The following is a 21,637-nucleotide window of genomic DNA, read 5'->3' as shown; positions in this document are numbered from 1 at the left end:
ATCAGGCAGCGACGACGGCAAAGCCCCTGGCGCGCAGGCCGCGCCGCTCGTCATGCAGCGAAGTCACCAGGCGGTCGCGGCTGCCGGCGATGTGGGCCGAGAGCAGCCGTGCCGCCTTTTCGGCGTCACCCTTTCGCACGGCAGCCAGGATGGCGTGGTGCTCGGCCCAGGCGCGGCCAAGCGCCGCCTCGTCGCGCACTTCCAGCCAACGCGCGCGGGAGAGCCTGGTCATTGCATCGCGGACTCCCCTAAGCAGGAATTCATTGCCGGAAAGCCTGGCCAGCTCGATGTGAAAATCCAGACCAACGCGGTGCCATTCCTCGCGCGGCGTACCGGCGTCGCAGGAATCGAGCATCGCCGCGATCACCTCGATCCCGCTGCGATCTTCCAGCGACGCCGTCAACCGCACCGCCGCCACCTCGACCGCCTCGCGGTAGACGGCGATCTGGCCGAGCTCGGCGAGATTGATCGGCGCCACCGTCCAGCCGCGGCCGTCACGAGCGATCAGCCCTTCGGTCTCGAGGCGCAGCAGCGCCGCCCTGACCGGGGTGCGGGAGGCGCCGAAGCGGCTTTCGATCCAACGCTCGGTCAGCCGCTCGCCCGGGCCGATCTCGAGCCCGAGGATCATTTCGCGAAGCTGCCTTTCGACATTCTGCATTTGCGACATTGTCGTTCCGCTCTTCGGCACCGCATTGACAGCGGCGGGGTTGAGGTTCATGACGGATACCGATTTGGTATCCCAAAATGGTATCCGGAACAATCCCGGATAACCAAGCAGGCATGACATGGCAGAAAATAGCACCCAGAGCGGCTACAATATCCATTGGCGAGGCAATCTCGCCGTCTGCTTCGCCGGCTCGTTCAGCACGCTGATTGCCATGACGCTGCTGTTGCCGTTCCTGCCGCTTTATGTCGAACAGCTGGGTGCCGACGGGCACGCGGCAATCGTGCAATGGTCAGGAGTTGCTTACGGTGCCACCTTCTTTGCCGCGGCGCTGGTCGCCCCTCTGTGGGGGCGGCTCGGCGACCGTTACGGCCGCAAGCTGATGCTGGTGCGCGCCTCGTTCGGCATGGCGATCTGCATGTCGCTGACCGGTATGGTCGAAAGCATCTGGCAATTGGTGTTGCTGAGGCTCCTGATCGGCTTTGCCGGCGGCTACTCCTCGGGCTCGACGATATTGGTGGCGATGCAGACGCCAAAGGAGCGCTCCGGCTGGGCGCTCGGCGTGCTGTCGGCCGGCATCACGGCCGGCTCGCTGGTCGGACCGCTGCTCGGTGGCATGCTGCCGCCGCTGATCGGCATCCGCGCCACCTTCCTGTTGTCGGGCGCTGTCATTTTTCTCGCTTTTCTGGCCACGACTTTCCTGATCAAGGAAAACCCGCCGGCTCCCAAACCTGTCTCGTCGGCAAAGCCGAAGAGCGGCTGGGCACAGATCCCCGACAAGCGTCCGGTCGTCGCGATGCTGACGACCGGCTTGCTGCTCGCCTTTGCAACCATGTCGATCGAGCCGATCATCACGGTCTATGTGCAGCAGCTCGTCGTGGACCAGAGCAAGGTGACGATGGTCGCGGGCGTGGTGATGTCGGCGGCCGCGCTTGGAACCATCATGTCCTCGTCGTGGCTGGGCAAGCTTGCCGATCGGGTCGGCCACTGGAACGTGGTCGTCGGCGCGCTCGCGATTTCTGCGCTGCTGCTTGTCCCGCAAGCTTTCGTCACCGACGGCTGGCAGCTGATCGGGTTGCGCTTCCTGATGGGGCTGGCGCTGGGCGGCCTCCTGCCCTGCATCACCAGCGTCATCCGTCACAACATCCCCGACGGCGTCGGCGGCAATGTGCTCGGACTATCGATCTCGGCGCAGTATGTCGGCCAGGTCGCGGGACCGCTCGCCGGAGGCTTCGTCGGCGGCCATTTCGGCATGCGGGCGGTGTTCTTGGGCACATCGGTGCTGATGGCGCTGGGGGCGGTCTATAACTGGATTGTCCAGACGCGGCGCGCACGGCATATGCTGCTCGAGGCCGGCGAATCCTGAGCCGCGCGCGATCGAAAACGGAGCATCGAAATGAGTCTTGCCGGGCAACCATCAGACGGCGGCAGCCGCATCCTCGTGCTGGCAGGCGGTCTCGTCGGCGCGGCAGGGGTGGCGCTGTCGGCGGCGGCCGCGCATGGCGGCGGCGCCTTCACCGGCACGGCCGCATCCTTCCTGCTGATGCATGCGCCGGTCTTCCTCGCCATCGGCCTTATCGGCGGCAGCCGGTATCTCAGGATCGCAAGCCTGGCGCTGCTTGTCGGCCTGCTGCTGTTCTCGGGCGATCTTCTCGCCCGGGATTTCCTCGGTTCGCGGCTGTTTCCGATGTCGGCGCCGATCGGCGGCACGCTGCTTATCGTCGGCTGGCTGGCGATTGCGATCTCGGCGCAGTGGCGCCCAGGGTCCTAGATCCGCCTTGCCATTGCTGAGGCTCGTCGGAAAATGGGCCGCGACTACCGCCCTCCCCGACGCAGCCGCCGCTTGCGCGACGCCGGCTCCGCCGCGTGCCGCCGTTCCGGCCGGTCGGTTGGCCGCGAAATGCCCCAGTAGTTGCGATAGATGTCCTCGAAGAGATGGCTGATGGGATGCATGACTTACTTCCTTGAATTGAATCGATCCAATAGACCGACGCGAAAAAGACGGGCTGCTCAGGCGCGCTTGCGCTCCACGATGAAGCGGGGCTGACGCTTCCACGGGCCTGTCTTGCCGCGGCGCCGCTCACTCTGCTCGGCCGAAGCAATGCCCCAATCGTTGCGGTAGACGTCCTCGAACAAAAAGTTGACCGGATGCACGGCACCCTCTTTCTCGAATCTTGCTTCATGTCAGAGACTTGGATCGATTCAAATCATAACCCCTGCACCGCCGTAGTCAAGCGAAAATTTGAATCGATCCAATAAAAGTAGTAAGTGGACCGTCAGACATTCCGCGTCCATGTTCGCCATGCGACCGGATTCGGAGAACAGACATGGCATCACTTATCGAAGGCCAGGCACGCCCCATCCGGCTGGCGGATATTGCCAAGGCGGCGGGCGTCTCGCATGGGACGGCCTCCAATGTCTTCAGTCGCCCGGAGGTCGTGCGCGCCGAGCTGCGCGAGCGGGTCAGGGCGGTGGCGGAGGCGATGGGTTACGCCGGGCCTGATCCGAAAGGCCGCCTGCTGCGCGCCGGCAAGGTCAATGCCATCGGCGTCGGCACGACCGAGCCCCTTTCCTACTTCTTCGAGGATCCCTTCGCCCGCGTCATGATGGCGGGCATTTCCGAGGCCTGCGACGCCACCGGCGCCGGGATCGCATTGGTTTCGGCGGCCAACCAGGAGAAGCTCGCCTGGAACATCCAGAGCGCGCTGGTCGACGGTTTCATCCTGTTCTGCATCGAAGGTGGCTCGCGTCTCGTCGAGCTGACGCGCGAACGCAGGCTGCCCTTCGTGGCGTTGGAGCTCGGCTTTCACGACGAGACGATCTCGGCGATCGGCGTCGACAACATCGCCGGCGGACGGCTCGCCGCGCGGCATCTTGCCGAACTCGGACATCGCCGTTTCGCCGTGCTGTCGCTTACTCTCGGTGATGACCGCACCGGCTTCGTCACACCCGAAATGGTCCGCTCGGCCGTCTACACGGGAACGCGCGACCGTCTGGCCGGCTATTTCGAGGAACTGTCCGGCTTCGGTGTCGACACGAAGAGCATCCCGGTCTTCGAGACCGAGAACGAGCAAAGGAGCACCTGGGCGGGGCTCGAAGCGATCTTTGCCGGCGGCGAGCGGCCGACCGCCATCCTGGCAATGTCGGACAGGATGGCCATGATCGCCATCGACTGGCTGACTGCGCGCGGTCTGAAAGTGCCGGAAGACGTTTCCGTTGTCGGCTTCGACGGCGTGCCCGACGGCGCGCTCTGCGACCCGCCGCTGACCACGATCGCGCAGCCGATCACCGAGATCGGCCGGCGGGCCGCGCGCATGATCCTCGACTATGACGGCGCCGTGCGGCGCGAGACGATGGGCGTTGAGCTCGTCGTCAGGGCCTCGACGGGCCCTGCTCCCATATCCTAGAACCACATCTCAATATCCGCCGACCCGCGCCGGCATGGGCGGCGCAGCGAACCCGGTGCGCGCCGGCTCCGCACGCGCCGGTTTGATGCGGGTCGGGCCGAGACCGGCGAGCCATTCGAGATAGAGCGCCAGTGCGAACTGCATGGCGATGCCGGCAGCGATCAGCAACGTGTCATAGGCGAGGCCGCCCGGATTGATCAGCTTGAGCACCTGAGCGGCCATGGCAATCAGCGTGCCGGCAACGAAGACGGGCAGCGAACGCTTGCCGAGGATCGCCAGCGGATTGTCGGGCTTGGCGCGGAAAAGGTTCGATACGGCCGGCAGGGCGACTACCAGATAGCTGACGGCCAAGATATGCAGCAGCCGCGGCAGCGACAGGAAGGTCTTGTCGAAGCCGCCGATCACCACCGGCAGATTGAACCAGGTGATCTGCCCCCAGAGTGGGCTGTGCACCCAGATCGCCGCGCCCACCACATAGACGCCGGCGAAACCCACCAGCCACCGGTTTACGGGGATGGTGCCGCCGCGCTTGATATGCAGCATGGCGGCAAGGCCGATGTTGAACAGAAACTGCCAGGACAGCGGGTTCAAGAACCAGAGACCCGGCTCGGGATAATTCGGCGGAGCGATCTGCCAGATGCCGGCGACCAGCCACAGCAGCCCGGATACCGTCAGTGCCGCCACGGGCCTGTAGCTGACGAACAGAACGAAGGCCGGCGCCGCCAGAAGCAGCGCCGCATAGACCGGCAGGATGTTGTTGTAGCCGAGCTGATGGCCGAGGGTGACGATGCCGAAAAGCACCTCCGGCGTGTCCTTCATCAGCGGCTCGATGTTGATCATCTTCAACAGCTCCGGGCGGTGGGCGAACACGGCCGTGGCGGAAAACAGGGCGATCACCAGCATGGTGATGACGATGTGGGTGACGTAGAGCACGCCGGCGCGCCGCCACATCTTGAGGGTCGCCAGCAGCCTGCCCCCCGGCTTGAACTTGGTGCCATAGGCGAGCGCCACCGAGATGCCGGAGATCAAAACGAAGGCCTCTGCCGCATCGGAAAAGCCGAGGTTCTTGTAGGTCAGGTTTTCGAAGACGGTACCCGGCACGTGGTCGACGAAAATGGTGAGCAAGGCGAGCGCGCGCAGCACATCGATACGCGTATCGCGTTGAGAAACGGGGATGGTCATCGACAAAAGGCCTCAGAGCTGGTGTTTCATGTCCAGCAATGCGACCCCCGACGCACCGCTTCGATTCCTCCCGTTCGGGAGTGTATCGGCGCCGAAACGGTCCGAAATGCGCCGGGTTCAATCAACTTTCGCGGAGCTTGAAAACATTCCGTTTTGAAGCCGGCAAATCAGCGAAATCGCCGTAGAATCAAAAGGATCTGATCATGTCCGAACATGTCAGCAAAAACAGCAAGTTGCAGCGTGATTTGCCTTTTTCCTATCGTCTGATCAGGCCGGCAACTGCGAGCGGCGAATGCCTTTTCGTGCTGCATGGATCGGGCGTGGACGAAGCGACACTTTTGCCGCTGGCGAGGCGGATCGCGCCGCGCGCGGTGGTTGTCGCAGCACGCGGCCGCATCCGCCAGGAGGACGGTTTTCGCTGGTTCGAACGAATCACGCCGACCAGCTTCGAGCAGTCGAGCATCCGCGCGGAGACGGCCGCTTTCGCCCAATTCGCGGTGGAAGCCGCACGGCTCCACCAGCTTGATCTCACCCGCGCGACCTTCCTGGGTTACTCAAACGGCGCCAATCTGGTTTCCACGCTGATGCTGCTTCATCCGGGCCTGGTCAGGCAGGCGGCGCTGCTCAGGGCGATGCCGGTGCTCGACGATGCGCCGGCGACGAACCTTGCCGGAACGCGGGTGCTGATCATCGCCGGCGCGGCCGACCAGACCTACGGCCCGTTCGCGCCAGCCTTGGTGACGCTCTTCAGCCAGCGCCGTGCCGAGGTCGATGCGCGCATCGTCGCCTCCGGCCATGAGTTCGGCGAAGCGGATGCCGCGATCGCCCGGCAGTGGCTTGCCGCGACCTCGACGCCGGCCGCCTGACGAGAGATAGACGCTGCTGCCGAGGCTAGCCCTGCCCCATCCGGTTCCAGGCATCCAGCCCGGCGATCTTGTAGGCTTCGGCCAGCGTCGGATAGTTGAAGGTGTTGTTGACGAAAAAGTCGACCGTGCAGCCGAGATTGATCACCGCCTGGCCGATATGGATGAGCTCGGTCGCACCCTCGCCGACGATATGGGCGCCGAGCAGGCGGCGCGTGTCGACCGAGAACAGGAGTTTCAGGAAACCTGAGTTGACGCCCATGATGTGGCCGCGCGAGGTTTCCCGGAAGCGCGCCACGCCGACCTCATAGGCGATCCCGCTCTCGCGCACCTGCTCCTCGGACTGGCCGACGGTGGAGATTTCCGGCACGGCGTAGATGCCGTAAGGAAACGTTTCCGGCGGCGGCGGCAGCGCCACGCCGAAGGCATGGCAGGCAGCCACCCTGCCCTGCTCCATCGAGGTCGAGGCCAGACTCGGAAAGCCGATGACGTCGCCGGTGGCATAGATATTGGGCGCGCTGGTCTGAAATGTCTGGGGATCGACCTTGATGCGGCCGCGGCTGTCGGCCTCGATGCCGACCATGTCGAGCCCGAGGCTGCCAAGATTGCCGCTGCGGCCTGCAGCGTAAAGCACGATTTCGGAGCGGATGGTGCGGCCATCGGCAAGGGTCACTTCGGCATGATCGGGCTTGGAGGCGATTTCTTTTACCGTGCTGCCGAGGCGAATGGTCATGCCGCGGTCGCGCATCTGATGGATGAAGTCGTCGACGATTTCGCGATCGACGAAATCGAGGATGGTGTTGCGCGGCTCGACCAGCGTCACCGGCACGTCGAGCGCCGAAAAGATGGTCGCGTATTCGACGCCGATGACGCCGGCGCCGATGACGGTCAGCGTTCGCGGCAACCGGTTAAGTTCCAGCATCTCGTCGCTGTCGAAGACGCGTGTCTTGTCGAACGGCACGTCGCGCGGGCGGTGCGGCCTGGTGCCGACCGCGATCAGCGCATTGGCGAAACCGATCTCGCTGTAGTCGCCATTGTCGGTGGTCAGGCTGACCTTGTTGGCGCCGATGAACTTGGCCGTGGCCCGCGCGCTTTTGACCGCGTTGCGCATGAACTGATGCTGCAGCACCTCGACTTCGTGATCGAGCGTCTTGTGCAGGCGCTCGACGAGGTCGCTGACCGAAATATCCTGCTTGACCCGGTAGCCGCGCCCGTAGAAGCCGCGCTCGCGCCAGCCGGAGAGATTGAGCACGGTTTCGCGCAGCGTCTTGGATGGAATGGTGCCGGTGTGCACGGAGACGCCGCCGAGACGCCGGCCCCTATCGACGACCAAAACCGACTTGCCGAGCTTGGCCGACTGCACCGCGGCGCGGCGCCCGGAGGGGCCGCTGCCGATGACCAACATGTCGTAATCCATATTCCCCATCCCCTCGGCGTCTTTTTGCGCCGCAGCAGGCTAACGCGATCCGCGCCTGGAATTCAATCGCCGCAGCGCCGCTCGCCACAGCCTGCCGCGCCGGCGTCACGAGCAGTCCATCTTGATTCCGCCATCGGCTTTCACCATTTCAGAGGCGAATGGCCGAGACTTATTTCCGGCCTGTTGCGAGGGCATGACACATGAACACGCGCGTGCTGGACGGCGAGATTATCACCACAAGGCTCGAGGATACACGCGCCTACCGCGGCGTGCGCACCAGGCGCGTCTTCGCCTTCATCCTCGACTATTTCTTCGTGGCGCTGCTCACCATCCCCTTCGCCATATTGGTCGCCCTACTCGGGCTTTTGACCTTCGGCCTGGGCTGGGCCCTGTTCTCCGTCCTGCTTCCGGCGGTTGCCATCCTCTATATCTGGAACACGCTGGGCAGCCGCGACCAGGCCACAGCCGGCATGAAGATCATGGGCATCCGGCTTGAGAGGCTCGACGGCACGCGCATCGACGGCCTGACCGCCGTCGTGCATTCGGTGCTATTCTGGGCCGGCAACGTCATCCTGACGCCGCTGGTGCTGCTGGTCACGCTGTTTTCCGATCGCAAGCGCACGCTGCACGACCTGCTTCTCGGCACCGTCGTCACCCGCACCGATAGCTGACGCTATGTGCGGCCGCCCTCGCCGCGCCGGTTGTGCTAGATTATGAACAGCTTGGGCCGGCCGAGACAGCACAATCCTGTTGAATTTTTCGCCGGCCGGGCCAAAGGTAGGGCGATTCGCAGGAGCGTGTCCAAGAATCGATGACGCAGCATCCGACCCAGTCGCCGCAGTTCTTCCTAACCGCGCCGTCCCCGTGCCCCTATCTGGAGGGCCAGTTCGAGCGGAAGGTGTTCACGCACCTTGTCGGCGACAAGGCGCCCGAGATGAACGATCTGCTCACGCAAGGCGGCTTCCGGCGTTCCCAGAACATCGCCTACCGGCCGGCCTGCGAATCCTGCCGCGCCTGCGTGTCGGTGCGCATCCTGGCGCAGGAGTTCACCGCCAGCCGCAACATGCGCCGCGTCACTCAGCGCAATGCCGACCTCATCGGCGCCATGCACGACGCGCAGCCTTCCACCGAGCAATATTCGCTATTTCGCGCCTATCTCGACGCGCGCCATCGCCGCGGCGGGATGTCCGACATGACAGTGCTCGACTATGCGATGATGGTCGAGGACACGCATGTCGACACCAAGATCATCGAATACCGGCGCCGCGGCCCCGACACCTTCATCACCGGCAAGGGCCAGGGTGAATTGATTGCCGTAGCGCTGACCGACAAGATGGCCGACGGCTTGTCGATGGTCTATTCCTACTTCAATCCCGATTTCGAGGACCGCTCGCTCGGCACCTTCATGATCCTCGATCACATCGCCCGCGCCAAGGCGATGGGACTGCCCCACGTCTATCTCGGCTACTGGGTCAACGGCTCGCGCAAGATGAGCTATAAGATGCGGTTCATGCCGCAGGAGCATCTCGGTCCGAAAGGCTGGGAACGCTACGACCACGAAGCGGTCAGTCGCTGACCTTTTTTCCAAAGCCCGTTCTTAAACTGTTTCAAGGGGCAGGAAGCTGGTGTTTCCGCCACTCGCTGGAAGCGTGCGCCATCGAGCCAGCCGCCGCCTGCAAATCATTGCGAGACCAATCATGTCTTCCCACCACGACCATCAGAAAGGCCTGCTGATCACCGCCATCGGCGGCCTGGTGCTCACCTTCGACATTCCCCTGATCCGGCTCGCGGATGGCAGCCCGTGGACCATCATGGCGCTGCGGACCGGGACAACGCTTGTCGCCACCCTGTTGATTTGGGTCGTCTGGCGCGCGGTGCGCGGCAAAGTGCCGAAGCTCATCCCCGGCTGGTCGGGCCTGGCGGCGGCGATCTGCTACGGCCTGACTTCGATCACCTTCGTCACCGCCGTCTATCATACCTCGACCGCCGACCTCGTCTTCATCCTGGCCTTCAACACCGTCTTCGCGGCGCTGCTCTCCTGGCTGTTCCTCAGAGAACGACCGCGGCTGAGCACCGTGATCGCAATGCTGGCGATGATCGTCGGCGTGCTGATCATCGTCGGCGGTTCGGTCGGCACCGGAAAACTGTTCGGCGATTTCATGGCGCTCTGCTCGGCTTTCTTCGTCGCACTCGCCATCACCATCTCGCGCGCCAGCGGCAAGGACATGGGCTTCACCGCGCTGGTCGGCGTCATCTTTCCGCTAGCGCTCGCCGCATTCATGGTCTCGGGTGAAGGACTGCACGTCAACGCGCCGTGGTGGATCATCTTCAACGGCGCGGTGATCATGCCGATCTCGTTCTTCTGTCTCGCCGCCGGCCCGAAATATATTTCAGGGCCGGAGGTGGCGATGTTTTACGTTCTGGAGACGGTGCTCGCGCCTGTCTGGGTCTGGCTGGTCTTTGCCGAGGCTCCGACACGAAACAGCCTGATCGGCGGCGCGATCCTGATCGTGGCGCTGGTAGCCCACTCGCTCTGGCAATTGCACGAAGGCCGCAGGCGCCGGGCGGCGCTCGCCGTCGCCTACCCGGCCTGAATTTTCCTGGTCTCAGGCGCCGTCTCGATCCGTGGCGGCCCGTTCCCTTCTTCAGCGGCAGGTGGAAGCTCATCCATCAGCTCGACCTCGCGCAGCCATTCGCGCCAGATGGCGACGAGCAGCGCCATCAGTACAGGGCCTATGAAGAGGCCGAGGAAGCCCATCGTCTTGACGCCGCCGATCAGGCCGAAAAAGGTCGGCAGGAAAGGCAGCTTGATCGGCCCGCCGACCAGCTTCGGGCGCAGCGTCTTGTCGACGATGAAAAGCTCGACCGCGCCCCAGACGAACAGCGCAAGGCCCGCAAACAACTTGCCGCTGGCGGCGAGGTAGATCGACACCAGCGTGAAGGAGAGCGGCGCGCCGCCCGGGATCAGCGCCATGATGCCGGTAAGCGCCCCGAGCGTGACCGGCGACGGCACGCCGGCCAGCCAATAGGCGACGCCCAGCACCACGCCTTCGCCGATGGCGATGACGGTCATGCCGGTGACCGTCGATGAAATGGTAGCAGGCACGACGCGCGAGATGCGCTCCCAGCGCGTCGGCAGGATGCGCTCGCCGAGGCGATCAACCTGCGCCGCGAAGCCCTCGCCGTCGCGATAGGCAAAGAACAGCGCGATCAGCATGAAAAGCAGCGTGAGCAGCAGCCCGAAGGCGCTGCCGCCGGCGGCCAGCGCGCCGCGATAGATGGTGCCGATGTTGGAGCCGCTGACCATCTGGATCAATTCGCCGATGCCGCCGGGATGGCCGAGATTGGCCGTCCACTGCTGGTTCAGCCATTCACCGACGACCGGCATGGTGGCGATCCATTGCGGCGTGGCGGACCCGTTGCGGTTGGTCTCGATCGCCCACACCACCCACTCGCGAAGCTCGTTGATGGCGTAAGTGCCGGCGAGCGCTATCGGCACCACCAGGAAGGTCAGGATGAACAGGATCGCGAGGGTCGCGGCGATCGTGCGATTGCCGCCGACCCCGGCGAGCAGCCGGCGGTAGAGCGGCCAGCTGGCGAAGGCGATGACGAGCGCCGCCAGCACCGGGAACAGGAAGCCGTGGAAGAAATAGACGCCGGCGGCGACGATCAGCACCAGGAGCCAGCGCGCCGCCGACAGCGGCGGGATGACGGCAGCCCTCAGCGGCGCCGACAGACCGAACAGTCGCTGCCCTGGTTTCTGGATCTCAGCCCGCTTCAACGCGGCGGTTCTCCCCTGCCAGCTCCGATGGTTGCTTATGCACCATCATAGTGCAGCAATCGTGACGATAGTCCAAATGTTTGCGCCTAGCCTCCTCCCCGTGTGGGAGAAGGTGGATCGGCGCGTAGCGCCGAGACGGATAAGGGGTGTTCCAGCGGAGTGTGAGACGTCTGTGTTCCCTGGAACACCCTCGTCCGTCGCCTTCGGTGACACCTTCTCGCATAGGGGAGAAGGGAGAGCCCCGCTACCCGAACTTGCCCGTCCTCGGGAAACCCTTCGGCACCATGCGACCGGCGGCTGCGCGAGCGCCGATCCACTCGGCCAATTCCTCGCGCGACTTGGTGAAGGTGCGGTCGGCCGAATCCTGCCAGGTCAGCCCCGCTGCAATCGTGAAGGTCTTAAGGTCCAGCACGCCGCCGTCCTTGTATTTCTGCAGGCGCACACCCTTGCCGCGCGCCATTTCCGGGATTTCGGACAGCGGGAAGATCAGCATCTTGCGGTTCTCGCCGACAATGGCGAGATGGTCGCCGGCGACCGGAATGCAGCGTTTGGCCTCGTCCGGCGCCTTGACGTTCATCACCTGCTTGCCCTTGCGGGTGTTGGCGATCACCTCTTCCTCGGAGACGACGAAGCCGTTGGCGTCGTAGGAAACCAAGAGCAGCTTGCGCTTCGGGTCGTGGACAAAGGCGGTGACGATGTCCTGGTCGTTTTCCATGTCGACGATGATGCGGATCGGCTCGCCATGGCCGCGCCCGCCCGGCAGCCGGTCGGCGCCGATGGTGTAGAACTTGCCGCCGGTGGTGAAGACCAGGATCTTGTCGGTCGTCTGCGCGTGGAAGGCGAGCTTCAGGCTGTCGCCTTCCTTGAAGGCAAGCTGCGAATAGTCGGTCAGGTGACCCTTCATCGCGCGGAGCCAGCCCTTTTCCGAAACCACGACGGTGACAGGCTCGCGCTCGATCATGGCGTACGCGATATCGGTGAGGTCATGCTCGGGCGCGTCGGCGAACTGGGTGCGGCGTTTGCCGAGCTCGGTCTCCGGACCGAACTTCTTACGAACCTCAGCGACTTCCCACTTGATCGTCGCCCATTGCTTGGCGTCGGAGGCAAGCAATGCCTCGATCTGCTTCTTCTCCTCGGTATGGCCGTCGAACTCCTTGCGGATTTCGATCTCTTCCAGCTTGCGCAGGGCGCGCAGCCGCATGTTGAGAATGGCCTCGGCCTGATTGTCGGTGAGCGACCAGCGGGCCATCATCACCTGCTTGGGCTCGTCTTCCTCGCGGATGATCCTGATCACCTCGTCGATGTTCAAATAGGCGATCAGATAGCCGGCCAGGATTTCCAGCCGCTTCTCGATCTCGCCCAGCCGATATCTCGAGCGGCGGATCAGCACGTCGCGGCGGTGATCGAGCCATTCCTTCAGCACGCCCTTCAGTGACAGGACGTTCGGCACCTTGCCGCGCGACAGCACGTTCATGTTGAGCGGGAAGCGGCTTTCGAGCTCGGTCAGCTTGAACAGCGATTCCATCAGGATGCCTGGATCGACGCTGCGGCTCTTCGGCGCCAGCACGATACGGATATCCTCGGCGCTTTCGTCGCGGACGTCCTCGAGCAGCGGCAGCTTGCGCGCCATCAGGAGCTCGGCGATCTTCTCGATCAGCCTGGCCTTCTGGACGCCATAGGGGATTTCCGTGACGACAATGCTCCAGGTGCCCCTGCCCTGGTCCTCCTGGCTCCATCTGGAGCGCACGCGGAAACCGCCGCGGCCGCTCTCATAGGCTTCGAGGATCGAGGCGCGGCTGTCGACGATGATGCCGCCGGTCGGGAAATCCGGCCCTTGGACGAAATCCATCAGCTTCGCCACCGGCGCGTCCGGATGCTCGATCAGATGAAGTGCCGCGTCGCAAAGCTCGGCGGCGTTGTGCGGCGGGATCGAGGTCGCCATGCCGACCGCAATGCCGGACGAGCCGTTGGCGAGCAGGTTCGGGAAGGCGCCGGGTAGAACGGAGGGTTCCTCGTCCTCCTCATTATAGGTCGGCCGGAAGTCGACGGCGTCCTCGGTGATGCCGGCAAGCAGCTCAGTCGCCACCTCCGTCATGCGCGCTTCGGTGTAGCGCATGGCGGCGGCGTTATCGCCGTCGATATTGCCGAAATTGCCCTGCCCGTCGACCAGCGGGTAGCGCATCGAGAATTCCTGCGCGAGCCGCACCAGCGCGTCGTAGATCGACTGGTCGCCATGCGGATGGAACTTACCCATCACCTCGCCGACGATGCGGGCGCATTTGGCGAAGCCCTGATCCGGGTTGAGCCGCAAGAGCCGCATGGCATGCATGATGCGGCGATGGACCGGCTTCAGTCCGTCCCGCACATCCGGCAGCGCCCGGTGCATGATGGTCGACAGCGCATAGGCAAGATAGCGCTTCTCGAGCGCTTCCTTCAGATCGACCGGTTCGATGTTGTCGCCGCCGCCATTGTCTTCAGGCGGCAAATGCCTTTTGCCCATGGATTTGGACTAGCCGAGCGGGTGATTCGCGGCAAGCGCCGGGTTGGCAGTCGGCGGATTCGTCGCAAATGGCGACGTGAAGGATTTCACGGAAGCGGCAAGTTGAACATTCCAGTTTGCCCATTCTGCAACCGGCCCCGGCAGCAAGCGGGCTAACCGGCCAACATCAATCTGTTACATGCGCCCTCTATCTGGGCAGGCAACGCGCCGGCGCAGGAGAGCCGCGGTCTTCATGACAAATTCACCGCATCATGCAAAGCGTGCCGGCCGGGTTTGCTTTTCATCGCCGTTTTCGACAAATGTGCCGGGAAACGCCTTGTTCCCGACCCGTTCGTCGCGGAATGGTGATGGAGTAGAATTCAAAAACACTTTTCAGGACAGGGAACTCGCCATGAAAATTCAACGCTCAATGCTCAAGAAACTGGCTTTTTCAACCATTCTGCTGGCCCTGCCGCTCAACACCGCCTTCGCCGCCGATCCGGCGGTGGCCGACCGCGTCAAGGCGGCCCTTGCCGCCCAGGGCGTCGACATTTCCTGGACCGGCGTCTCCGGCGACAATTCGAACGCGGTGCTGCAGGGCGTGTCCATCAAGCCGGCAGCCGAGAAGGAAGCCCTGCCGATCGGCGACGTAAAGCTGGAGGGCATCACCGAGGCCAATGGCGGCTTCGAGATCGCGACCGTCTCGAGCTCGGCATTCGAGCGCAGCCAGGACGGCGTGACGCTCAACCTCAGCCCCGTTGTCATTCACGGCATGAAGGTGCCGGCCGAAGGCAGCACCGACCCGCTCGGCTCGCTGATGATGTACAAGTCGGCCGAGCTCTCCAACATGACCGTCAAGGTCGGCGACAAGACGGCCTTCTCGATGGACGGGCTGGCCGTCCAGATCACCCCGCCGGCCGACGGCAAGGCGATGGACTTCACCGCCAACACGGAAAAGTTCAACGCCGACCTGACACTGGTCGAGGACCCGAAGTCGAAGGAGGCGATCCAAGCGCTCGGCTACCAGAATATCTCCGGTACGGTCTCGATGGCCGGCACCTGGCAGCCCAGCGACGGCAAGATGGAGCTCTCGAAATACGACATCTCGGTCGAGAATGCCGGCACGCTCGGCATGACCTTCAATCTCGGCGGCTACACCCTCGACTTCATCAAGTCGATGCAGGAGATGCAAAAGAAGTTCGCCGCACAGCCGGAGGGTGCCGACAATTCCGCGCAGGGCATGGCCATGCTCGGCCTCTTGCAGCAGCTTTCCTTCAACGGCGCCTCGGTGCGCTTCGACGACGATTCGCTGACCGGCAAGGTGCTCGACTATGTCGGCAAGCAGCAGGGCATGTCCGGCAAGGACGTCGCCAATCAAGCCAAGGCGATCGTGCCGTTCGGCATGGCGCAGCTCAACAATCCCGAACTGACGGCCGAGGTGTCGGCCGCGGTCAACAAGTTCCTCGACGACCCCAAGAGCCTCGAGATCTCGGCCGAGCCGCCGGCGTCGGTGCCGTTCGCGCTGATCATGGCCGGCGCCATGTCCAACCCGCTCGACCTGCCGAAGACGCTGGGCGTGAAGGTCAAGGCGAACGAGGACTGATCGGGGGCGCCGCGCACCTGCCAGCATTATCCAACGGCGGTTCGGATGATCCGGATCGCCGTTTTCCTACGATCAGGGCCTGACCTCCTCGACGAAGGCGTTTGTCGCTCTTTACAGGAGTATGTCGGACCACCCCGCCCTGCCGTGACCCTCCTCGGGGTCTCGGGCCTGGCATTCCCGCAGCAATTGGTTGAAATCCGGGCGGTTGCCCACACGCTCTGACCCAATCCTTGAGAAAATGGCTCTGGAGCGAAGGCCAGCCGCCAATCACTCCCGGAGCTACCATCGATTCAGGATGAGTCCCCGCGTCTCAGTCCTTCTTCGCGACGGCGACGCGCAGCGACAGCTCCCGAAGCTGCTGCGGGGTGGCCTCCGAAGGCGCGTTCATCAGCAGGTCATAGGCCTGCTGGTTCATCGGGAACATGGTCACCTCGCGCAGGTTCTTGGCGCCGACCAAAAGCATGACGATGCGGTCGATGCCGGCCGCCATGCCGCCATGCGGCGGCGCGCCATACTGGAAGGCGCGGTAGAGGCCGCCGAAGCGCTCCTCGACCGTCTGGCGATCGAGGCCGACCATCTCGAAGGCCTTGACCATGGTCTCCGGCAGGTGGTTGCGGATGCCGCCGGAAGCGATCTCGAAACCGTTGCAGACCATGTCGTATTGGAACGCCTTGATGCCCAGCGGCTCCTGACCGCCGAGCGCGTCGATGCCGCCCTGCGGCATGGAGAACGGATTGTGGGCGAAGTCGATCTTCTTCTCGTCCTCGTTCCATTCGAAGAACGGGAAGTCGACGATCCAGCAGAGTTCGAAGCGATCGCGGTCGACGAGGTTCAATTCCTCGCCGGCGCGGGTGCGCGCGGCGCCCGCGAAGGAAACGAACTTCTTCGGGTCGCCGGCGACGAAGAAGGCGGCATCGCCATCGGCAAGGCCAAGCTGCTGGCGCACCGCCTCGGTGCGTTCCTCACCGATGTTCTTGGCGATCGGTCCGGCGCCTTCGAGCTTGTCGCCCTCCTTGCGCCAGAAGATGTATCCGAGGCCTGGCTGGCCCTCGCCCTGCGCCCAGGAGTTCATGCGATCGCAGAAGGCGCGGCTGCCGCCGGTCTTGGCGGGGATAGCCCAGACTTCGGCCTTCGGATCGTTGGCCAGGATGTTGGCGAAGACCTTGAAGCCGGAATCGCGGAAATGATCCGAGACCGCCTGCATCTCGATCGGGTTGCGCAGGTCCGGCTTGTCGGTGCCGTAGGTCCGCATCGCCTCGTCGAAGGGAATGCGGCGGAATTGCTGAGTCACCGGCTTGCCGGCGGCAAAGGTCTCGAAGACGCCGCGAAGCACCGGCTCCATGGTGGAGAGCACGTCATCCTGCTCGACGAAGCTCATCTCGAGGTCGAGCTGGTAGAACTCGCCGGGCAGGCGGTCGGCGCGCGGATCCTCGTCACGGAAGCAGGGCGCGATCTGGAAGTAGCGGTCGAAGCCGGAGACCATGATCAGCTGCTTGTACTGCTGCGGCGCCTGCGGCAGGGCATAGAAGGTGCCGGGATGGATGCGCGACGGCACCAGGAAGTCGCGCGCGCCTTCGGGCGACGACGCGGTCAGGATCGGCGTCGAGAATTCGGTGAAACCGACCTCGCCCATGCGCTTGCGCATCTCGGCGATGATCTTGGTGCGCGCAACGATGTTCCTGTGCAGCGTCTCGCGGCGCAGGTCGAGGAAGCGGTATTTCAGGCGGATGTCCTCGGGGTATTCAGGCTCGCCGAACACCGGCAGCGGCAGCTCCTTGGCCGCCGAGAGCACTTCGATCTCGCGCGCGAAAATCTCGATCTCGCCAGTCGGCAAATTGGCGTTGACGGTCTCCGGCAGGCGCGCCTTGACCTCGCCGTCGATGCGGATCACCCATTCGCCGCGCACCGTCTCGGCGACCTTGAAGGCCGGCGAGTCCGGGTCGGCGACGATCTGGGTCAGGCCGTAATGGTCGCGCAGATCGATGAAGAGCAGCCCGCCATGGTCGCGCACGCGATGCACCCAGCCGGACAGGCGGACCGAATTGCCGACGTCGGTCTTTCTCAATTGGGCACAGGTGTGGCTGCGGTAACGATGCATTGTCATTGGTGGAGTCCGGAATTGCGGGCGAAAGCCCGGCTCGAAAATTGGCGCGAAAAGCGCATGAGAGGCCGGCTTTGTCAAGGCAAGCGGTCACACGCAGGCGCGGTGCCCCAGGTCAGGCAAAGTGGATTTCGGCACCCAGGCGCTCGAAATCGGCAAGGATGGGTGAAGGCGCCGTCTTGTCCACCACCAGATGGCTTATCGCGTCGGGCGCGGCGACGCGATAAGGCGCCGCGGTGGCGAGCTTGTCGTTGGTGACGGCGATCACGATGCCGGCGCTATTCCCGGCCATGGCGCGCTTGACCTCCGCTTCCGCCGAATCGAAGGCGGTGACGCCACGCGAGGCATCGAGGCCGCAGGAGCCAAGGAAGAACAGATCGGCGCCAAGCTGCGCCACGGCGGCCAGCGTATCGCCGCCGACACAGGTGCCGAGGTCGCGGACATACCTGCCGCCCAGCACAAACAGCTCGACCAGGGGCAGATCGGCGAGTGCCGATGCGACGCCCGGCGAATTGGTAGCGACCGTCAGCTCTGGAGCGCGGGCTTCTTCGGCGCCGGGCTGTTCGGCGGCGCCATGGCGCATCTCGGCCTGTCGCCGCAGCTGCATCTGGCGCTGGTGGTGCCGATGGTGACCATTGCAACGGCCCTGTTTCTCGGCGGCTTCGAGCCGGCGCCCGCCCGCTTCGCCAGCTCCGGCGACAAGGCGCCGATGTTCGCGCGGCCGACATTGCCGATCCTGGTCCTGGTCGCCGTGACGCTTTCGGCGATGCTCCTCGAAGGCGCCAGCATCGACTGGTCGGCGATCTACATGCGCACCGTCTTCGACTCCGGCCCCTTCGTCGCCGGGCTTGACCGTGGCGCTGTTTGCCTTCTCGCAGGCAACCACACGCCTTTTCGCCGACTCCTTCGTCGACCGCCACTCGCCAAGCGGGGTTGCGCGCGTGCTCTTGGCAGCGATGGCGGCCGGCGTGCTCATCGTCTTCTTCTCGCCGCTGCCGGCCGTTTCGATGTTTGGCTTTGCCCTGTTGGGCATCGGCAGCAGCGCCCTCTTCCCGCTGGCGATCTCCGCCGCCGCGCAACGGACGGATCGCCCGGCGGCGATCAACGTCGCGGCGCTCTCGCAGATTTCCTTCATCGCTTTCCTGCTCGGCCCGCCGCTGCTCGGCTTCGTATCGGACCATTGGGGCATCCGCTCCGCCTATGGCATCGGCATCCCCTTCATCGCGCTCAGCCTGCTGACGGTAGGTTCACTTGGCCGGAGGCCGGCCGTGGAGAACATCCATGCGTTTCCGGGCAAGACACCTGCTACGGTCGAGCTGGAGATAGAAATACGGGCCGGCAAGGCTTAGGACACCCCTACCCCAATTGGCAGCCCATCTCCTCGGCCGGGTGCAAGGATGTGAAGTTGCATTTGCCGCTGGCGTTGACAGGATCTATGGTCCAAGAAGAGGTCACAGATCCGTGATTGCCTCTCTTTAATGTCGTCCATCCGTCCGCTTATTCCGCTCCTGATTGCCGCAGGCATCCTGCTTGGCGGCAATGGGCTGCAGGGAACGCTGATTGCCTTGCGCGGGGCGCAGGAAGGCTTTTCCGCTTCCGATATCGGCTTGATGGGCACGTTCTATTTCGCCGGTTTCCTGCTCGGCTGCCTGGCCGTCACGCGTATCCTGAAGGCGGTCGGCCACGTCCGGACTTTTGCCGCGCTGGCCGCGATCGCCTCGGTCGGCACGCTGCTTCTGGTGCTCGTCATCGACCCCGTCATGTGGTGCGCGGTGCGCTTTGCCGGCGGCTTCTGCTTTGCCGGCCTGTTCACCGTCATGGAAGCCTGGCTGAATTCCGGCGTCGGCAACAAGGACCGCGCGCGGGTGCTCGCCATATATCGCATGGTCGACATCGGCTCGGTTACCGGCGCGCAATTCCTGATTCCGATCTTCGGCGCCGGCGGTTTCGCCATCTTCGCCGTCATGTCGATGATGATCACCTTTTCGCTGGTGCCGGTCTCGCTCGGGGACCGCTCGAACCCGGCGCCTCCGGAAGACGTCAAGCTCGACCTGCCGCGCGTCTGGCGGATCTCGCCGCTCGGCTCGATCGGCTGCATCGCCGTCGGCGTCACAAACAGCGCCTTTCGCACGCTGTCGCCGGTCTATGCCGAGGAGATCGGCATGTCGGTTGCCGATGTCGTGACCTTCGTCAGCGTCGGCATTTTTGGAGGCGCCCTCATCCAATATCCGCTTGGCTATCTCTCCGACCGCCGAGACCGCCGCTCGGTGCTGCTGGCGACGACGTGCTGCGCCATGCTTGCCGCGCTGGCGCTGGCCTTCGTGGCGCGCGCCGACCCGTTCCTCAACTTCATCATCGTTTTCATCTTCGGCAGCTTCGCCATGCCGCTCTATTCACTATCGGCCGCGCATGCCAACGACCGGGCCGGCAAAGGCGAATTCGTGCTGATCAACGCGGCGCTGATGCTGTTCTACTCCTTCGGCGCGATCGGCGGTCCGATTGCGGCCTCGGCGGTGATGCAACATTTCGGGCCGAGCGCGCTGTTCGTTTTCAACGCCGTCGTCTATGCCGTTCTCATCATTGTGATCCTCTACCGCATGCAGGTGCGGTCGAGTGTGCCGGCCGGCAGCCGCAGCCGCTTCACCGCGCTTTTGCGCACGTCGACGCTATTCGCGCGGCTGGCGCGGCGGGGTGGCGATTCAGACAAGCAGGATTAGGCGTTTCAGCGTTTCGCGGACACGCCGAACCGCTCTATCTCTTTGATTTTACGCAATTACGGACGGAAAACTGTTCGTCACTTTTCCTGGAATTGCTCTAACTGCGGCTTGACGAAAGCGCTTGCGGCTGAAATTGAAGAGGCCTGATATGATGCCAAAAGCGAATTGATGCACGTCATCACCACCCAGAAAGAACTCGAGAGCGTCATCGCGGCGTTCGAAAAGTCCGAATTCGTAACCGTCGACACCGAATTCATCCGCGAAACGACCTTCTGGCCGATCCTCTGCCTCATCCAGATGGCCGCGCCAGGCGTGATGGCGCTGATCGATCCGCTTTCGCCCGACATCGACCTCAAACCCTTCTTCCGGCTGATGGCCAACGAAGCGGTGGTCAAGGTTTTTCACGCCGCACGCCAGGACATCGAAATCATCGTTCATCTGGGCGACCTGGTGCCGCATCCGGTGTTCGACACGCAGGTGGCGGCCATGGTCTGCGGCTTCGGCGACAGCGTCTCCTACGATCAGCTGGTGCAGCGCATCACCGGCGCGCGGCTCGACAAATCCTCGCGTTTCACCGACTGGCGGCACCGGCCGCTCTCCGACAAGCAACTCGAATACGCGCTCGCCGACGTCACCCACCTGATCAAGGTATATGAGCACCTCAGCGCCGAGCTGAAGCGCGAGGACCGCGCCCACTGGCTCAACGAGGAGATGGACGTCCTCACCTCGCGCCAGACCTACGATCCGCATCCGGAGGATGCCTGGAAGCGGCTGAAGATGCGGCTGCGCAAGCCGCAGGAGCTGGCGATCGTGCAGGCGGTGGCGGCATGGCGCGAACGCGAGGCGCGCGAGCGCGACGTGCCGCGCGGCCGCGTGCTCAAGGACGATGCGATCTACGAAATCGCGCAACAGGCGCCGCGCGACGCGACTGCGTTGGGGCGGCTGCGGACGACGCCGAAGGGCTGGGAGCGTTCGGCGACGGCAACCGCGCTGCTCAGCGCCGTCAACACCGCCCTTTCCCTTCCGAAGGAAGCGATGCCCAAGCTGCCGAAGACGTTCCAGCCGCCGGAGGGCTCGAGCGCTGCGGCGGAACTGCTCAAGGTGCTGCTCAGGATCGTCGCCGAGAAGGAAGGCGTCGCCTCCAAGGTGCTCGCCTCCAGCGACGACATCGACCGCATCGCCGCCGAGGGCGATGCCGCCGACGTGCCGGCGTTGCAAGGCTGGCGGCGTGCCGTGTTCGGCGAGCAGGCGCTTAGACTGGTGCGCGGCGAGATCGGCATCAAGTTCGACAAGCGCAGGATAGCGGTGTTCGACCTCTAAAGCGCGTCGCGCTGAAACGGTTTCCGGCAACGTGCTTCAAATACTTGAGTTGATGGCGTGTCGTTGTCCCAGAACCGCGCACACTTCTGAGCGACAAGCATCA

The 21,637-nt window shown here is 64.1% G+C and carries 20 protein-coding genes; 11 read left to right on the top strand and 9 right to left on the bottom strand.

Features of this window, described 5'->3' with window-relative positions:
- Position 1: 1 nt before the first annotated feature.
- Positions 2-667 carry a GntR family transcriptional regulator gene (locus tag P9254_RS18600; protein ID WP_127215871.1) on the bottom strand — a complete coding sequence of 222 codons (666 nt, stop codon included), beginning with the start codon at positions 665-667 and terminating at the stop codon, positions 2-4.
- A 118-nt stretch (positions 668-785) separates the two neighbouring features.
- Here P9254_RS18600 and P9254_RS18595 point away from each other — a divergent pair, with 118 nt between their 5' ends.
- Together P9254_RS18595 and P9254_RS18590 are read left to right on the top strand one after the other, a co-directional pair.
- Entirely contained in the window at positions 786-2,030 is a 1,245-nt protein-coding gene (locus P9254_RS18595; protein ID WP_278055991.1) for a multidrug efflux MFS transporter, read from the top strand.
- A 30-nt stretch (positions 2,031-2,060) separates the two neighbouring features.
- On the top strand, positions 2,061-2,435 hold the full coding sequence (locus P9254_RS18590; RefSeq protein WP_095801263.1) for a DUF423 domain-containing protein: 375 nt from the start codon (positions 2,061-2,063) through the stop codon (positions 2,433-2,435).
- A gap of 44 nt (positions 2,436-2,479) precedes the next feature.
- On the opposite strand, the gene P9254_RS18585 is transcribed toward P9254_RS18590, so the two are convergent.
- Together P9254_RS18585 and P9254_RS18580 are read right to left on the bottom strand one after the other, a co-directional pair.
- On the bottom strand, positions 2,480-2,617 hold the full coding sequence (locus tag P9254_RS18585; RefSeq protein ID WP_278055993.1) for a hypothetical protein: 138 nt from the start codon (positions 2,615-2,617) through the stop codon (positions 2,480-2,482).
- A gap of 57 nt (positions 2,618-2,674) precedes the next feature.
- Positions 2,675-2,818 (bottom strand): hypothetical protein, encoded by a 144-nt coding sequence (locus P9254_RS18580; protein ID WP_082954112.1) that lies wholly within the window; start codon positions 2,816-2,818, stop codon positions 2,675-2,677.
- Between the two features lie 173 nt (positions 2,819-2,991).
- Here P9254_RS18580 and P9254_RS18575 point away from each other — a divergent pair, with 173 nt between their 5' ends.
- Positions 2,992-4,071, top strand: a complete 1,080-nt coding sequence (locus P9254_RS18575; RefSeq protein WP_067330006.1) for a LacI family DNA-binding transcriptional regulator — start codon at positions 2,992-2,994, stop codon at positions 4,069-4,071.
- Positions 4,072-4,080: 9 nt separating this feature from the next.
- On the opposite strand, the gene P9254_RS18570 is transcribed toward P9254_RS18575, so the two are convergent.
- Positions 4,081-5,253: an OpgC family protein gene (locus P9254_RS18570; RefSeq protein WP_067330202.1), complete on the bottom strand. Its 1,173-nt coding sequence runs from the start codon at positions 5,251-5,253 to the stop codon at positions 4,081-4,083.
- 203 nt (positions 5,254-5,456) lie between these two features.
- Here P9254_RS18570 and P9254_RS18565 point away from each other — a divergent pair, with 203 nt between their 5' ends.
- Complete coding sequence (locus P9254_RS18565; RefSeq protein ID WP_278055995.1) at positions 5,457-6,119, top strand: alpha/beta hydrolase; 663 nt, start codon at positions 5,457-5,459, stop codon at positions 6,117-6,119.
- Between the two features lie 25 nt (positions 6,120-6,144).
- On the opposite strand, the gene sthA is transcribed toward P9254_RS18565, so the two are convergent.
- Positions 6,145-7,533, bottom strand: coding sequence for a Si-specific NAD(P)(+) transhydrogenase (gene sthA / locus P9254_RS18560; protein WP_278055996.1), 1,389 nt, complete (start codon positions 7,531-7,533; stop codon positions 6,145-6,147).
- A 200-nt stretch (positions 7,534-7,733) separates the two neighbouring features.
- Here sthA and P9254_RS18555 point away from each other — a divergent pair, with 200 nt between their 5' ends.
- The 3 genes from P9254_RS18555 (at position 7,734) to P9254_RS18545 (ending at position 10,127) form a co-directional block, all read left to right on the top strand.
- Positions 7,734-8,204 carry an RDD family protein gene (locus tag P9254_RS18555; protein ID WP_278055998.1) on the top strand — a complete coding sequence of 157 codons (471 nt, stop codon included), beginning with the start codon at positions 7,734-7,736 and terminating at the stop codon, positions 8,202-8,204.
- 140 nt (positions 8,205-8,344) lie between these two features.
- Positions 8,345-9,109 (top strand): arginyltransferase, encoded by a 765-nt coding sequence (locus P9254_RS18550; protein WP_067000678.1) that lies wholly within the window; start codon positions 8,345-8,347, stop codon positions 9,107-9,109.
- Positions 9,110-9,230: 121 nt separating this feature from the next.
- Positions 9,231-10,127 carry a DMT family transporter gene (locus tag P9254_RS18545; protein ID WP_278056000.1) on the top strand — a complete coding sequence of 299 codons (897 nt, stop codon included), beginning with the start codon at positions 9,231-9,233 and terminating at the stop codon, positions 10,125-10,127.
- Here P9254_RS18545 and P9254_RS18540 read toward each other — a convergent pair.
- Both P9254_RS18540 and parC read right to left on the bottom strand, forming a co-directional pair.
- On the bottom strand, positions 10,115-11,314 hold the full coding sequence (locus P9254_RS18540) for an AI-2E family transporter (RefSeq protein WP_067000672.1): 1,200 nt from the start codon (positions 11,312-11,314) through the stop codon (positions 10,115-10,117). The genes P9254_RS18545 and P9254_RS18540 overlap by 13 nt on opposite strands.
- A 244-nt stretch (positions 11,315-11,558) precedes the next feature.
- Positions 11,559-13,814 (bottom strand): DNA topoisomerase IV subunit A, encoded by a 2,256-nt coding sequence (gene parC / locus P9254_RS18535; protein WP_278056002.1) that lies wholly within the window; start codon positions 13,812-13,814, stop codon positions 11,559-11,561.
- A gap of 391 nt (positions 13,815-14,205) precedes the next feature.
- Between parC and P9254_RS18530 the strand changes: the two genes are divergently transcribed.
- Positions 14,206-15,396 (top strand): hypothetical protein, encoded by a 1,191-nt coding sequence (locus P9254_RS18530; RefSeq protein WP_067329980.1) that lies wholly within the window; start codon positions 14,206-14,208, stop codon positions 15,394-15,396.
- A gap of 310 nt (positions 15,397-15,706) precedes the next feature.
- Here the strand turns inward: P9254_RS18530 and aspS are convergent, their stop codons facing one another.
- Both aspS and P9254_RS18520 read right to left on the bottom strand, forming a co-directional pair.
- Positions 15,707-17,494, bottom strand: a complete 1,788-nt coding sequence (aspS, locus tag P9254_RS18525) for an aspartate--tRNA ligase (RefSeq protein ID WP_067329976.1) — start codon at positions 17,492-17,494, stop codon at positions 15,707-15,709.
- Positions 17,495-17,612: 118 nt separating this feature from the next.
- Complete coding sequence (locus P9254_RS18520) at positions 17,613-18,473, bottom strand: DeoR/GlpR family DNA-binding transcription regulator (RefSeq protein WP_278056004.1); 861 nt, start codon at positions 18,471-18,473, stop codon at positions 17,613-17,615.
- On the opposite strand from P9254_RS18520, the gene P9254_RS18515 reads away from it, so the two are divergent.
- The 3 genes from P9254_RS18515 (at position 18,358) to rnd (ending at position 21,534) form a co-directional block, all read left to right on the top strand.
- Positions 18,358-18,846 (top strand): MFS transporter, encoded by a 489-nt coding sequence (locus P9254_RS18515; RefSeq protein WP_245322392.1) that lies wholly within the window; start codon positions 18,358-18,360, stop codon positions 18,844-18,846. The two genes, P9254_RS18520 and P9254_RS18515, sit on opposite strands and share 116 nt — an antisense overlap.
- A gap of 129 nt (positions 18,847-18,975) precedes the next feature.
- A complete protein-coding gene (locus P9254_RS18510) occupies positions 18,976-20,214 on the top strand; it encodes an MFS transporter (RefSeq protein WP_127847432.1) in 1,239 nt (412 codons plus the stop codon).
- A 168-nt stretch (positions 20,215-20,382) separates the two neighbouring features.
- Positions 20,383-21,534, top strand: coding sequence for a ribonuclease D (rnd, locus tag P9254_RS18505; protein WP_278056006.1), 1,152 nt, complete (start codon positions 20,383-20,385; stop codon positions 21,532-21,534).
- The last annotated feature ends 103 nt before the right edge of the window (positions 21,535-21,637 follow it).

It is taken from the genome of Mesorhizobium sp. WSM4983 (assembly GCF_029625765.1).
GTDB lineage: Bacteria > Pseudomonadota > Alphaproteobacteria > Rhizobiales > Rhizobiaceae > Mesorhizobium.
The sequence above is the reverse complement of the archived record's forward strand: the minus strand, read 5'-3'. Positions and strand labels throughout refer to the sequence as shown.

Excerpts from the sequence above, each read along its gene's own strand:
- P9254_RS18600 (WP_127215871.1), bottom strand. The coding sequence starts at position 667 with ATGTCGCAAATGCAGAATGTCGAAAGGCAGCTTCGCGAAATGATCCTC.
- P9254_RS18595 (WP_278055991.1), top strand. The coding sequence starts at position 786 with ATGGCAGAAAATAGCACCCAGAGCGGCTACAATATCCATTGGCGAGGC.
- P9254_RS18590 (WP_095801263.1), top strand. The coding sequence starts at position 2,061 with ATGAGTCTTGCCGGGCAACCATCAGACGGCGGCAGCCGCATCCTCGTG.
- P9254_RS18585 (WP_278055993.1), bottom strand. The coding sequence starts at position 2,617 with ATGCATCCCATCAGCCATCTCTTCGAGGACATCTATCGCAACTACTGG.
- P9254_RS18575 (WP_067330006.1), top strand. The coding sequence starts at position 2,992 with ATGGCATCACTTATCGAAGGCCAGGCACGCCCCATCCGGCTGGCGGAT.
- P9254_RS18570 (WP_067330202.1), bottom strand. The coding sequence starts at position 5,253 with ATGACCATCCCCGTTTCTCAACGCGATACGCGTATCGATGTGCTGCGC.
- P9254_RS18565 (WP_278055995.1), top strand. The coding sequence starts at position 5,457 with ATGTCCGAACATGTCAGCAAAAACAGCAAGTTGCAGCGTGATTTGCCT.
- sthA (WP_278055996.1), bottom strand. The coding sequence starts at position 7,533 with ATGGATTACGACATGTTGGTCATCGGCAGCGGCCCCTCCGGGCGCCGC.
- P9254_RS18555 (WP_278055998.1), top strand. The coding sequence starts at position 7,734 with ATGAACACGCGCGTGCTGGACGGCGAGATTATCACCACAAGGCTCGAG.
- P9254_RS18550 (WP_067000678.1), top strand. The coding sequence starts at position 8,345 with ATGACGCAGCATCCGACCCAGTCGCCGCAGTTCTTCCTAACCGCGCCG.
- P9254_RS18545 (WP_278056000.1), top strand. The coding sequence starts at position 9,231 with ATGTCTTCCCACCACGACCATCAGAAAGGCCTGCTGATCACCGCCATC.
- parC (WP_278056002.1), bottom strand. The coding sequence starts at position 13,814 with ATGGGCAAAAGGCATTTGCCGCCTGAAGACAATGGCGGCGGCGACAAC.
- P9254_RS18530 (WP_067329980.1), top strand. The coding sequence starts at position 14,206 with ATGAAAATTCAACGCTCAATGCTCAAGAAACTGGCTTTTTCAACCATT.
- aspS (WP_067329976.1), bottom strand. The coding sequence starts at position 17,494 with ATGCATCGTTACCGCAGCCACACCTGTGCCCAATTGAGAAAGACCGAC.
- P9254_RS18520 (WP_278056004.1), bottom strand. The coding sequence starts at position 18,473 with ATGAGCACGCCGGCCGCCATCGCTGCCAAGAGCACGCGCGCAACCCCG.
- P9254_RS18510 (WP_127847432.1), top strand. The coding sequence starts at position 18,976 with ATGTCGTCCATCCGTCCGCTTATTCCGCTCCTGATTGCCGCAGGCATC.
- rnd (WP_278056006.1), top strand. The coding sequence starts at position 20,383 with ATGCACGTCATCACCACCCAGAAAGAACTCGAGAGCGTCATCGCGGCG.